13 protein-coding genes are annotated in these 13,557 nt (G+C 38.0%); 12 read left to right on the top strand and 1 reads right to left on the bottom strand.

Annotated features, from left to right (window positions below):
• The first annotated feature begins 49 nt into the window (after positions 1 to 49).
• The 9 genes from yqiS to JUJ52_RS04170 all read left to right on the top strand — a co-directional run bounded on the left by yqiS (position 50) and on the right by JUJ52_RS04170 (position 9,556).
• On the top strand, positions 50 to 964 hold the full coding sequence (gene yqiS, locus JUJ52_RS04210; protein ID WP_026681099.1) for a phosphate butyryltransferase: 915 nt from the start codon (positions 50 to 52) through the stop codon (positions 962 to 964).
• 11 nt (positions 965 to 975) lie between these two features.
• Complete coding sequence (bcd, locus tag JUJ52_RS04205; RefSeq protein WP_026681098.1) at positions 976 to 2,070, top strand: branched-chain amino acid dehydrogenase; 1,095 nt, start codon at positions 976 to 978, stop codon at positions 2,068 to 2,070.
• A 31-nt stretch (positions 2,071 to 2,101) separates the two neighbouring features.
• Entirely contained in the window at positions 2,102 to 3,181 is a 1,080-nt protein-coding gene (gene buk, locus JUJ52_RS04200) for a butyrate kinase (protein WP_026681097.1), read from the top strand.
• A gap of 24 nt (positions 3,182 to 3,205) precedes the next feature.
• Positions 3,206 to 4,627, top strand: coding sequence for a dihydrolipoyl dehydrogenase (gene lpdA / locus JUJ52_RS04195; RefSeq protein WP_026681096.1), 1,422 nt, complete (start codon positions 3,206 to 3,208; stop codon positions 4,625 to 4,627).
• 23 nt (positions 4,628 to 4,650) lie between these two features.
• On the top strand, positions 4,651 to 5,643 hold the full coding sequence (locus tag JUJ52_RS04190) for a thiamine pyrophosphate-dependent dehydrogenase E1 component subunit alpha (protein WP_026681095.1): 993 nt from the start codon (positions 4,651 to 4,653) through the stop codon (positions 5,641 to 5,643).
• Positions 5,644 to 5,659: 16 nt separating this feature from the next.
• The gene (locus JUJ52_RS04185) at positions 5,660 to 6,643 is read left to right on the top strand and encodes an alpha-ketoacid dehydrogenase subunit beta (RefSeq protein WP_205388509.1); all 984 of its coding nucleotides are present in this window, start codon (positions 5,660 to 5,662) and stop codon (positions 6,641 to 6,643) included.
• Positions 6,644 to 6,663: 20 nt separating this feature from the next.
• Positions 6,664 to 7,935 carry a dihydrolipoamide acetyltransferase family protein gene (locus JUJ52_RS04180; protein WP_026681093.1) on the top strand — a complete coding sequence of 424 codons (1,272 nt, stop codon included), beginning with the start codon at positions 6,664 to 6,666 and terminating at the stop codon, positions 7,933 to 7,935.
• A gap of 108 nt (positions 7,936 to 8,043) precedes the next feature.
• Positions 8,044 to 8,475: a BrxA/BrxB family bacilliredoxin gene (locus JUJ52_RS04175; protein ID WP_026681092.1), complete on the top strand. Its 432-nt coding sequence runs from the start codon at positions 8,044 to 8,046 to the stop codon at positions 8,473 to 8,475.
• 100 nt (positions 8,476 to 8,575) lie between these two features.
• The gene (locus JUJ52_RS04170; RefSeq protein ID WP_026681091.1) at positions 8,576 to 9,556 is read left to right on the top strand and encodes an aromatic acid exporter family protein; all 981 of its coding nucleotides are present in this window, start codon (positions 8,576 to 8,578) and stop codon (positions 9,554 to 9,556) included.
• 328 nt (positions 9,557 to 9,884) lie between these two features.
• Here JUJ52_RS04170 and prli42 read toward each other — a convergent pair whose 3' ends face one another.
• Positions 9,885 to 9,992 carry a stressosome-associated protein Prli42 gene (gene prli42 / locus JUJ52_RS04165; RefSeq protein WP_121605068.1) on the bottom strand — a complete coding sequence of 36 codons (108 nt, stop codon included), beginning with the start codon at positions 9,990 to 9,992 and terminating at the stop codon, positions 9,885 to 9,887.
• 414 nt (positions 9,993 to 10,406) lie between these two features.
• Between prli42 and mce the strand changes: the two genes are divergently transcribed.
• From mce to JUJ52_RS04150, 3 genes are read left to right on the top strand one after another with little or no spacing between them, the layout of a single operon-like run.
• Entirely contained in the window at positions 10,407 to 10,829 is a 423-nt protein-coding gene (gene mce / locus JUJ52_RS04160; RefSeq protein WP_026681090.1) for a methylmalonyl-CoA epimerase, read from the top strand.
• 5 nt (positions 10,830 to 10,834) lie between these two features.
• A complete protein-coding gene (locus JUJ52_RS04155; protein WP_121605069.1) occupies positions 10,835 to 12,385 on the top strand; it encodes an acyl-CoA carboxylase subunit beta in 1,551 nt (516 codons plus the stop codon).
• A 22-nt stretch (positions 12,386 to 12,407) separates the two neighbouring features.
• Positions 12,408 to 13,532 (top strand): M20/M25/M40 family metallo-hydrolase, encoded by a 1,125-nt coding sequence (locus tag JUJ52_RS04150; RefSeq protein ID WP_026681088.1) that lies wholly within the window; start codon positions 12,408 to 12,410, stop codon positions 13,530 to 13,532.
• The last annotated feature ends 25 nt before the right edge of the window (positions 13,533 to 13,557 follow it).

Here is a 13,557-nt window from a genome sequence, read left to right as displayed (position 1 = left end):
TGGCACGGTTTTTGCTTAATTATATTTGGGGCAGAGATAGGAGGTATGTATGGAATCGTTAAACGAATTAAAAGCTAAAGTAAAAAAAGGAAGAAAGCGAACCGTATCGGTGGTAAATGCGGCTGATAAGGAAGTGCTTCTGGCAGTGAAAAAAGCACTCGAAGAAGATTTATGTACTTTCTTGCTATTTGGGGATGAATCGAAAATAACCGAATTAGCAACTGATATAGGTTTAATACCTAGTCAATGGAATAGCGACATGACTATTCGTCATGTAGAAAATAATCATGAGGCTGCTAAGCAAGCAGTTCTCTCTATAAATGATAAGGCATCAGATATCCTTATGAAGGGGAAAATAGCTACAAAAGATATCTTGAAAGCTGTATTAAATAAAGCATATGGCCTTCGTGCAGGAAAAGTATTATCTCATGTCGCGCTTTTTGAAATCCCTAATCAGCAAAAAGTAGTGTTTCTAACAGATGCAGCTATGAATATTGCGCCAGATTTACAACAAAAGGTTGAGATTATTCAAAACGCAGTTCAAGTTGCTAGCGCTGTTGGTATTAATGTCCCGAAAGTTGCTGCTATCACTCCTGTTGAGGTGGTAAACGAGGCTATGCAGTCGACGATGGATGCTGCTGTATTAACCCAAATGCAACAAAGAGGCCAAATAAAAGGATGTCTGATTGACGGTCCATTAGCTTTTGATAATGCAGTGTCGTATCAAGCAGCTCAGCAAAAAGGGATCAAATCAGAGGTAGCTGGTAATGCAGATATACTATTAGCACCATCTATAGAAGCGGGAAATGCACTATACAAGTCTTTTGTTTATTATGCTAATGCAAAAGTGGCAGCTATTATCAGTGGTGCAAAAGCACCGATTATACTTACATCACGAGCAGATTCAGCTGAAAGTAAAGTATATTCACTTTCTTTAGCTCTTGTATCAGCTCATACATTTTAGGAGGAATAAACATGGAACTATTTACTTATATGGAAAAATATGATTATGAACAATTAGTATTTTGTCAAGATAAAAATTCTGGTTTAAAGGCTATTATCGCTATTCATGATACAACTTTAGGGCCAGCTCTTGGTGGAACAAGAATGTGGACATATAAATCGGAAGAAGAAGCGATTGAAGATGCATTACGCTTAGCTAAAGGTATGACATATAAAAATGCTGCAGCTGGATTAAATTTGGGCGGTGGAAAAACAGTAATTATTGGTGATCCAAAAAAAGATAAGAATCCAGAAATGTTTCGGGCATTTGGAAGATATATTCAAGGATTAAATGGAAGATATATTACGGCGGAAGATGTAGGAACTACTGTTCATGACATGGATTTAATTCATATGGAAACAGATTTTGTAACAGGTATTTCTCCAGAATCAGGTTCATCTGGTAATCCATCTCCGGTAACAGCGTATGGTGTTTACAAAGGAATGAAAGCTGCTGCAAAAGAGGCATATGGTGATGATTCTTTAGAAGGTAAAACCATTGCAATCCAAGGAATTGGTAATGTAGCTTATGCACTTTGCGAATTTTTACATGAAGAAGGGGCTCAATTAATTGTTACAGATATAAATAAAGAAGCAATTAATCGAGCTGTTGAAGCTTTCGACGCAACAGCTGTTGATCCGGACGATATCTATGATGTTGACTGTGATATTTACGCTCCATGTGCATTAGGAGCTACAATTAATGATGATACAATCTCTAGATTAAAAGCGAAAGTCATTGCAGGCTCAGCCAATAACCAATTAAAGTCTTCAAAGCATGGAGATATTATTCATGAACAAGGAATCGTTTATGCTCCTGATTATGTCATTAATTCTGGTGGTGTAATAAATGTAGCGGATGAATTACATGGTTATAATCATGATCGCGCAATGAAAAAAGTGGAAACCATTTACGACAGTCTACAAAAAGTATTTGCTATTTCCAAAAGAGATAACATTCCAACCTATGTAGCGGCTGATCGGATGGCTGAGGAGAGAATTGAGTCTGAACGTAATTCTAGAAGTCAATTCTTGCTGAATGGACATCATATTCTTAGTAGAAGATAAGGTACAACTTAGACAACGGAGGTAAAATGTATTGCTAGCTAAGTTTAGAAATCTTGTGATAAACCCTGGCTCTACTTCTACAAAGATAGGGGTTTTTGATAATGAAACATGTATTTTTGAAAAAACAATTCGTCATCAATCCGATGAATTAAACCAATTTCCATCCATTATCGAACAGCATATGTATCGAAAACATATCATTCTTAATCAGCTTGATTATGAAGGGATAAATATATCTAAATTAAGTGCTGTCTGTGCTCGCGGCGGATTACTTCAGCCGATCGAGGGTGGAACATATGAAGTGAACGAGCAAATGCTAACTGATTTGCGAATTGGCTATAATGGTGAACATGCCTCCAATTTAGGGGGCATCATAGCAAATGAAATTGCTCTAAACCTTAATATTCCTGCATATATTGTTGATCCAGTCGTAGTCGATGAACTTGCGGAAATTGCTAGGTATTCTGGTTTTTCTGAAATACCAAGAAAGAGTATTTTCCATGCTTTAAATCAGAAGGCAGTTGCTAGAAAAGTCGCAAATGATATGAATAAACAATATGAGGATTTGAATTTCATAGTAACGCATATGGGTGGTGGCATAACTGTCGGAGCACATCAACGTGGGAAAGTAGTTGATGTAAATAATGGGTTACACGGAGAGGGACCATTTTCACCGGAACGCGCAGGTACTGTACCAGCAGGGGATTTAATTGCACTTTGTTTTTCAGGGCAATATTATAGAGAAGAAGTAATGAAAAAGATTGTAGGGCAAGGTGGAATGATGGGTTATCTTCATACAAGTGATGCCATCGAGGTAGAACGACGGATTGCTTCAGGCGATGAAAAGGCAAAGGAAATATATGAAGCAATGGCTTATCAGGTAGCTAAGGAAATAGGTTCCATGAGTGCAGTGTTATCAGGGGACGTTGATCGAATTGTTTTAACTGGAGGCCTTGCACATGGAAAATCGTTTACTGAGTCGATTATTCGACGGATCAATTGGATAGCTGATACGGTTGTCTACCCAGGCGAAGATGAGCTACAAGCTTTAAATGCTGGTGTTCTTCGGATACTCAGAGGGGAAGAAATAGCAAAAACGTACCCTAATTAGAATTTGATAGAGGAGTGTTGAAAAATGGCTAAGGATTACGATTTGGTAATACTTGGAGGTGGTACTGGCGGCTATGTAGCAGCCATAAGAGCCTCTCAGCTAGGGATGCAAGTAGCAGTTGTTGAAAAGGGAGAATTGGGTGGTACATGTCTCCATCGTGGTTGTATTCCGTCAAAATCATTATTGCGAAGTGCTGAAGTCTATAAACAAACTAAAAACGCTTATGAATTCGGTGTGGAAACGAAGGACACAAAGCTTGATTTCACGAGAGTTCAAAAAAGAAAAGGAGCTATTGTCGATCAGCTTCATCAGGGTGTCCAAGGGTTAATGAAGAAGGGGAAGATTGATGTTTATAATGGATACGGAAGAATACTAGGACCAAGTATATTTTCTCCGATGCCCGGAACGATTTCTATTGAATATGCGAATGGTGATGAGAACACCATGCTAGTTCCAAAAAATGTTTTGATTGCAACTGGATCTACTCCAAAAACGTTGCCTGGTTTAGATATTGATCATAAAACGGTATTAAACTCTGATGACGCATTACAGTTAGAAGAGCTACCAAAATCAATTATTATTGTTGGTGGAGGCGTTATTGGCATAGAATGGGCGTCGATGCTGGCGGATTTTGATGTGGAAGTAACTGTCATTGAATACTTAGAAGATATTCTACCTTCTGAGGACACTGCTGTTGCCAAAGAAGTAGAAAGATTATTGAAGAAAAAAGGAATTAATTTTGTCAAAGGTGCAAAAGTACTAGCTGATACACTTTTAAAAGAAGATGGAGTTCAAATTGAAGCAGAAATCAATGAAAAACATCAACGCTTTCATGCAGAGAAAATGCTTGTTTCTGTAGGTAGGAAAGCAAATACAAATAACATTGGCTTGGAAAATACAGATATTATTGTAGAGAACGGATTTGTCCAAACGAATTCATTCTATCAAACAAAGGAAGCACATATTTACGCAATTGGTGATGTGATTGGTGGTATGCAGCTAGCGCATGTTGCTTCCCATGAGGGAATTGTCGCTGTGGAGCATATGGCTGATCAGAACCCAATGCCAATTGATTATTCACAGGTAGCGTCATGTATCTATTCTAGTCCAGAAGCAGCAAGTGTAGGTTTAACTGAGAAACAAGCAAAAGAAAATGGATATGAAGTTAAAATAGGCAAATTTCCTTTCCAGGCAGTTGGTAAAGCACTGGTTTATGGTGAAGCTGATGGCTTTGTAAAGATAATTGCAGATAAGCAAACGGATGATATTTTAGGTGTACATATGGTAGGTCCTCATGTGACTGATATGATTTCAGAAGCTGGCCTTGCTAAAGTGCTGGACGCTACACCTTGGGAAGTGGGACACACCATCCATCCACATCCAACTTTAGCAGAAGTGATTGGTGAAGCTGCACTTGCAGTAGATGGTAAACAAATACATGGTTAATTTATAAAAGGAGGGACTAAGTGATGGCACAAAATCGCCACAAAGCTTTAGGGCTTACAGATGAAATGGTATTAGAAATGTATAAAACAATGCTCTTAGCAAGGAAAATTGATGAAAGAATGTGGTTGTTAAATCGAGCCGGTAAAATCCCATTTGTTATATCATGTCAGGGACAAGAGGCAGCACAAGTAGGGGCTTCTTTTGCATTAGATCGGAAAAGTGATTATGTTGCACCTTATTATCGTGATATGGGCGTTGTATTGGCCTTTGGGATGACAACGAAGGAATTGATGCTATCTGGGTTTGCCAAGGCTGAAGATCCCAATTCTGGTGGTCGTCAAATGCCAGGTCATTTTGGGCAGAAGAAAAATCGAATTCTGACAGGCTCGTCTCCTGTTACGACTCAACTTCCCCATGCAGTTGGCGTAGCCCTTGCTGCTAAAATGAAAAAAGAACCGATTGTTTCATTTGTTACACTAGGAGAAGGCTCATCTAACCAGGGGGATTTCCATGAAGGTTTAAATTTCGCAGGAGTTCACGACTTACCTGTTATTACAATGGTAGAAAATAATAAATATGCTATTTCGGTTCCGATTGAAAAACAAATCGCAAGTAAAAATGTAGCTGACCGGGCACAAGGCTATGGAATGCCTGGATATACTGTAGATGGTAATGATCCACTTGCTGTTTATGAGGCTGTGAAAGCTGCACGGGACAGGGCTTTAGCTGGAGAAGGTCCAACGTTAATTGAAGCGGTGTCCTATCGGTTAACTGCACATTCAAGTGATGATGATGATAGATTATATCGTGAAAGTGAAGAAGTAGATGAAGCAAGAAAGAAAGATTCTGTTATTACCTTTGCTAAGTATTTGAAAGATGAGGGCATATTAACAGAGGAAGTAGAAAAACAAATAAATGATGCAATTAATGCGGAGGTTAATGAGGCTACAGATTATGCTGAGAATGCGGACTATGCGCCTGCCGAAGATGCTTTAAAATACGTGTACGAAGAGTAGAAAGGGGGAAATTGTCATGCCAGTAATGTCATATATCCAGGCAGTAACAACTGCTTTGAAAGAAGAAATGAAACGAGATGAAAATGTATTTGTTTTAGGTGAAGATGTAGGTAAAAAAGGTGGCGTATTTCGTGCTACTGATGGACTATTTGAAGAATTTGGAGAGGAACGTGTTTTAGATACACCATTAGCGGAATCTGCTATTGCAGGTGTTGGAATTGGTGCTGCAATTTACGGGATGAGGCCTGTAGCTGAAATGCAATTTGCTGATTTTATCATGCCAGCTGTAAACCAAATAATATCAGAGGCAGCTAAAATTCGCTATCGCTCAAATAATGATTGGAATGTACCAATGACGATTCGTGCTCCCTATGGAGGCGGCGTGCATGGAGCATTATACCATTCCCAATCAGTTGAATCGGTATTTGCCAATCAGCCTGGGCTAAAAATAGTGATGCCATCAACACCATATGATGCTAAAGGATTATTAAAGGCTTCTATTCGTGATAACGATCCAGTATTGTTCTTTGAACACAAACGTGCATATCGTTTATTAAAAGGAGAAGTACCCGAGGATGACTATGTATTACCGATTGGTAAAGCTGATGTGAAACGTGAAGGCTCAGATATTACCATTATTACGTATGGGTTATGTGTTCATTTTGCGCTTCAAGCGGCTGAAAAGCTAGCGGAAGAGGGTATTGATGCTCATATTCTAGATTTAAGGACAGTATACCCACTGGATAAAGAAGCCATTATTGAAGCTGCTAAAAAGACAGGCAAGGTTTTACTTATAACCGAGGATAATAAAGAAGGTAGTATTATCGGTGAGGTAGCAGCAATTATAGCAGAAAATTGCCTGTTTGATTTGGATGCGCCAGTTCAACGACTTGCTGGACCGGACGTACCAGCAATGCCATATGCGCCAACAATGGAAAAATATTTTATGATTAATCCAGACAAAGTGGAAAAAGCAATGCGGGAACTTGCAGAATTTTAATTAAAGGAGGTAGACCACAAATGGCGAAAGAAAAAATTAATATGCCACAATTGGGTGAGAGTGTTACAGAGGGGACGATTAGTTCTTGGCTCGTTAATGTTGGAGATAAAGTGAATAAGTATGATCCTATTGCTGAAGTAATGACAGATAAAGTAAATGCAGAAGTGCCATCCTCCTTTACTGGAACAATTAAGGAATTAGTTGCTCAAGAAGGGGACACCATTGCAGTTGGAGATTTAATGTGTTATATCGATACGGAAGCAAGTAGTGCTGGTGCCGCAAAAGGTTCAGAACCGAGCAAGGAGAATAAGCAGCAAACCGATATGGACAGCTCTAATGATGCAAAAGATCAGTCTATGAAAAAACGTTATTCTCCAGCTGTATTACGAATGGCGCAAGAAAATAATATAGATCTTGAACAGGTAGAAGGCACAGGTAAAGCAGGTAGAATTACTAGAAAGGATATCGAAAAGCTAATTTCTTCTGGTAAGATACCAGCTCCTACAGAACATGACAATAAAGCTGTAACACCAACTGTTGAAAATAAACAAGCAAAAGAATCTCCGTCGAAACCACAGCCGACTATGCAAACAGGTGATATCGAAATCCCAGTTACAGGAGTGCGTAAAGCGATCGCCCAAAATATGGTTCGATCTAAACAAGAAATTCCTCATGCTTGGATGACTGTTGAAGTAGATGTAACAGATCTTGTTACATACAGAAATAAAATAAAGGATTCGTTCAAGCAAAAAGAAGGCTACGGATTAACATTTTTTGCATTTTTTGTGAAAGCTGTAGCTCAAAGCTTAAAAGAATTCCCACAACTAAATAGTACATGGGCAGAAGATAAGATTATTCAGCGTAAGGATATTAATTTATCGATCGCGGTAGCGAAAGACGAAGAATTATTCGTGCCTGTGATTCATCATGCAGACGATAAAAGTATAAAAGGAATTGCTAAGCAAATTCATGAACTAGCAATAAAGGCAAGAACTAACAAATTAACTGGCGATGATATGAAGGGCGGTACATTTACCGTTAATAATACTGGTTCCTTTGGTTCTATCCACTCCATGGGCGTTATCAATCATCCACAGGCAGCAATTTTGCAGGTTGAATCTATTGTGAAGCGACCAATGATCGTTAATGATATGTTTGCAGCTCGTGACATGGTTAATTTATCCTTATCTTTAGATCATCGTATATTGGATGGTCTTGTTTGCGGCAACTTCCTCGCACGTGTGAAAGAAATTTTAGAGAATATGAATGAAAATACAATTAATGTGTATTAGAACAATATAATTCCTTGTTCGGAGAACGTATTTAATTGAAATATCAAACTGATGCTGGTATCCTATCTATAGTATAAAAGTTACTTCAAGTGAGGGGTTTGATTTTTAATGGATTTTAACATATTTATGAATGATGTTGTAGATGCTGCGCGTAAGGATATTAGAGAGGCTGGTTATCAAGAACTAACAACACCTGAAGAAGTGGATCAAGCACTTACTAAAGAGGGTACAACGTTAGTAATGGTTAATTCAGTATGTGGATGTGCTGGTGGAATCGCAAGACCAGCTGCTGCTAATTCCATACATTATGATAAACGCCCAGATCAATTAGTGACAGTATTTGCTGGCCAAGATAAAGAAGCAACAGAAAAAGCAAGACAATATTTTGAAGGTTATCCACCTTCTTCACCTTCATTTGCCTTTTTGAAAGATGGTAAAATAGTAACCATGTTAGAACGACATGATATTGAAGGACATAGTGCTATGGATGTCATAAGTAAGCTTCAAACGATATTTGATAAGCATTGTGAAGAAGTCTAAAAATTGTTTGATTAGATATGAAATGAGGGCTGTCTCTATGTTATCGTAGGTCAGCCTTTTTTTCCGGTAACCTGAGTGGAACGGTAAAGGAGAATGGAACGTGAAGATAGGCTATCGAACTATTAAAACAGCTATAGGAACACCTATTGCTATTTGGATAGCTCAATTATTAGGAGTAACAAATTTTGTATCAGCTGGTATTCTTACCATTTTATGTATCCAACCATCACGAAAACAATCTTTTTTAAGTGCATGGAATCGCTTTTTAGCATGTATTATTGCATCTATTCTGTCCATTCTATTTTTTCATTATATAGGCTATCATCCAGCAGTGGTTGGCTTATTACTAGCAATCTTTATCCCAATAACGGTGTATTTAAATATTACACAGGGTATTGCAACAAGCTCAGTTATTATTTTAAATTTATACGGTGCACATTATTTAGATTATGATTTCTTAGTTGATCAATTTCTATTAATAATCATTGGTATTGGAACTGGATTATTACTAAACTTATATATGCCAAGCCTAGATAAAAAGTTAAAAGAAAAGCAACGAGAATTGGAAGAAAATTTTCAGTCCGTGCTATATGAAATCGCATTATATGTACGCAATAGGAATATTGTATGGGATGGAAATGAAATAACAAGAATTGAACAGCTACTGGTCGAAGCAGCGGACTTAGTAGAGCGTGATAAAGAAAATCATATATTACGCAATAAGCACCCATATCGTGATTATTTTCGTATGCGATCAAGACAATTTGAATTATTACAGCGAATGCTTCCACTTGTAACTAAATTGCCCAAAAAAGACTCGATAACGGAAAAAATTGCCTCCTTCTTTGAAGGGCTATCGAAAGCTGTACATCCTGGGAATACAGCAATTATCTACCTAGAGGAATTAGAGCAATTGCGAAAGGATTTCGATAGAGAGGACCTTCCATGTTCGAGAGAAGAATTTGAAACGAGAGCAAACCTTTTTCGATTATTACATGATATTGAAGACTATCTATTATTGAAAAAAAGGTTTAAAGAAAGTGATGTTAGACCTAAGAGAAGAACAAGCAAAGAAGCATAAAGACTGGACCCATGTGTGGTACAGTCTTTTTTAATAGTCTAGGAAAACCGTGTAGATAAATATGAGCGCGTTGAGCCGCGACTAGCTCCAGCGCCCAGAATCTAGCCGACTTCACGAATCGTCCTAATCTAAGTCATCAGCGGTTCGCAAAATCACCGTGATTCCTTTAACTCCGCTGACTCGCTCCAGTCGCTACGTTTCTATTCGGGCGCTTGCGCTTTTGTTCATTTTATGACGTAATTCGTTATGGACAAACATTAGTAAGCGGTATAAGTTCAGGAAATTATGAGCTAGTGTCCTTCTTAATGATATCCCATAGTTAATATTCTTATATAAACAATGCTAGACCTGCTGTCAAAGTGGATAGGAGCATTGCAATTATCATAATATATACAATAATTTTCGTTCTTCGAGCACGCTTTGATTTTTGGGACATACAAATCCTCCTTCACTCCTAAAATACTACGTTTATTTTACCTTGAAAACTACTTTTGGACAAGTGGTAATAAACATTTATCTCACTATTTAAGCGTTTTTCAGCTCCAATGTTCTTTCTCGTGAAAATGATCAATAAGCTAGTATAGGTGATTGCTTATGGATGAATCAACATACGAATGTATTTCACATGTAACTTGTCGTAAAACCCTCACATCAAGCAATAAAATGAAATCACTAATGATAAGTGAGGAAACGACTGCCAGTAAATGTCCGATTGGTTCGGGCCTACATGGAAGTAGGTCACAAAGGCGTTGCCACAGGACGTGGCGATTTAAGCCTTTGTACGTATTTGTTTTAGTAAAAGCTGGATGGAAGTTTCACTTTATATAAACATACAAATAGGGGGCTGAAAATGAATTCGTCTGATACGAAAGCTGTCAATCACATTACGCATATTGGAATAGCAGTTAAGAATATAGAGGAATCTTTGCCTTTTTACATGATGTGTTTAGGTCTTAAGTTGACACAAATGGAAACAATCGATTCGCAATCCATTAGAGTGGCCTTTTTAAAAGTGGGAGAAGCTTATTTAGAATTAATCGAACCAATCACCACAACTTCTACAGTAGCTGAATTTATTAACAAACGAGGAGAAGGCTTGCACCATATTGCACTAGCAGTCGACGATATCCAGCAACGGGTAGACCTTTTGAAGCAGAAAGGTATTCAGGCAATAGATGAAGAAATACAAATAGGAGCTGATGGGCAACAAATAGCATTTCTTCATCCAAGTGTAGCAAATGGTGTATTATTTGAATTATGTCAGGAGAAGTGAACATCGTGGATATGTATGATAAAATCACGGAATTATATGAAAAGAGAAAGCAAATAAAGCTTGGTGGTGGAGAAGAGCGGATTCGTAAACAACATGAAAAAGGGAAATTAACAGCAAGGGAAAGAATTAAAGTGTTACTAGATAAGCAATCTTTTGTAGAAATAAATCCTTTCATGAAACAGAGAGTTTGTTCTTCGTGTAACAGCATAGCCGTTGATAGTAATGGTGAGGGTGTCGTAACTGGCTACGGAAAAGTTAATGGTAGATCTATTTACCTATTTGCTCAAGATTTTACCGTTTATGGTGGAGCACTAGGAGAAATGCACGCGAAGAAGATTACTGCTGTTATGGACTTAGCTGCAAAAAATAGAATTCCGATTGTAGGATTAATTGATTCTGGTGGTGCTCGTATACAGGAAGGTGTATCTTCTTTAGATGGATATGGTCAAGTTTTTTACAGAAATGTTAAGTATTCTGGTTTAATACCTCAAATATCGGTAATTATGGGACCAAGTGCAGGTGGAGCAGTTTATTCACCAGCGCTTACTGATTTCATTATAATGGTTAAACAAACATCACAAATGTTTATTACGGGTCCGAAAGTAATAGAGAAAGCTACTGGAGAGCAAATAGCAGGAGAGGAACTGGGGGGAGCTTCCATCCACAATAAACAGAGTGGAAATGCTCACTTTCAAACAAATACGGAAGAAGAAGCATTGGAAACCGTTCGTCAATTAATTCATTATTTGCCTGCTTTTGATCAAGAAAAAGCAGAAGATATTGCAAATTACTGTGAATTATCCAATGGAAGTGATTTAATAGAGATAGTTCCTTTTGATAGCAGATCACCTTATGATGTAAAAAAAGTAATAAACAATATAGTTGATTCAGGTAGTTTCTTTGAGGTGCATCAACATTTTGCTAAAAATATTGTTGTTGGATTTGCAAAAATTAATGGGCAAACGGTTGGGATGATTTGTAATCAACCAAAGTATTTAGCTGGTGGATTAGATATCAATTCAAGTGATAAAGCGGCTCGGTTTATTCGTTTTTGTGATGCATTTGATATAGCCTTGGTAACCATAGAAGACGTTACTGGATTTATCCCAGGTATTAAACAGGAACATGATGGAATTATACGTCATGGCGCTAAGCTACTTTACGCATATGCAGAAGCAACGGTTCCAAAAGTAACAGTGATTCTGCGAAAAGCATATGGTGGTGCCTTTGTGGCATTAAATAGTAAATCACTTGGAGCAGACATTGTCTATGCATGGCCGAATGCAGAAATCGCTGTTATGGGGGCCGAGGGAGCTGTCCCTATTATGTTTGCTAACGAAGTTGATACGAGTCATGATCCGGATCAGTTACAAGCAGAAAAAATACGTACATATCTGCAACGTTTTGCAAATCCTTATGAGGCTGCTAGTTTAGGAATGGTGGATGATATTATTGATCCTCGTGACACCAGATTAAAGCTAATTGAAGCTTTGGAAATGCTCCAAAATAAAACAGAGGATCGTCCTAGTAAGAAACACGGTAATATCCCATTATAATTGATGTATAGGAGGATTTGTTTTGCTAATTAATGAAGAACGTCTTTTAGAAGAATTTTTTGAACTAGTTAAAATTGATTCTGAGACAGGACAAGAAACAGAAATAGCAAAAGTGTTAAAGGAGAAGTTCTCTAATTTAGGATTAGAGGTTATAGAGGATGCCAGTAAATCAACAACAGGGCATGGTGCTGGTAACTTAATTTGTAATTGGAAAGGCACCAAAGATAGTGTAGACCCAATCTACTTTACCTCACATATGGATACTGTAGTTCCTGGTAAAGCCATTAACCCTAGTATTAAAGATGGTTACATTATTTCGGATGGAACCACCATTTTAGGTGCGGACGATAAAGCGGGTTTGGCCGCAATTCTAGAGACTATCCGTACAGTTAATGAAAATAATTTAGAGCATGGTGATGTTCAATTTGTAATAACTGTAGGTGAAGAATCTGGTTTAGTAGGAGCGAAGGCACTGGATCCATCCATGCTCCATGCAAAATACGGTTATGCAATAGACAGTAATGGAGATGTAGGTGATATCGTTGTAGCCGCACCTACCCAAGCAAAGGTATTTGCCGTAATTAAAGGAAAAACAGCTCATGCTGGCGTAGCTCCTGAAAAAGGAGTGTCAGCTATAACCTTAGCTGCGAAGGCAATAGCTAAAATGCCACTCGGAAGAATTGATGATGAAACAACAGCTAATATTGGTCGATTTGAAGGCGGTAAGCAAACGAATATCGTTGTAGATCATGTCGAGATCTTAGCTGAGGCCCGGTCATTGGATCCGAAAAAAATGGAAGTACAAGTTAAAAAAATGAAGGATGCTTTTGAAAATACTGCTAAAGAATTTGGTGGTACCGCTGAAGTATCGGTTAAGGTCATGTATCCTGGATATAAACAACAGGAAGGCGATTTAGTAGTTGAAGTTGCACGTAATGCTGCCAAGGCCATTGGTCGAGAAAGTAAATTGCTAAAAAGTGGTGGGGGTAGTGATGCAAATGTTATAGCAGGTCACGGAATCCCGACTGTCAATCTTGCTGTTGGTTATGAAGAAATCCACACAACAAATGAACGGATCAAAGTAGAAGATTTGGTTAAAGTAACAGAGTTAGTTACAGCAATTATCCAGGAAGCAGCAAAAAATTAACAAAGTAAACCCTTTAAGTGCAACG

It is taken from the genome of Virgibacillus sp. AGTR (assembly GCF_016919725.2).
GTDB classification, from domain to species: domain Bacteria; phylum Bacillota; class Bacilli; order Bacillales; family Amphibacillaceae; genus Virgibacillus; species Virgibacillus salarius.
Note: the sequence above shows the minus strand (reverse complement) of the source record. Positions and strands in the feature narration are given on the sequence as shown.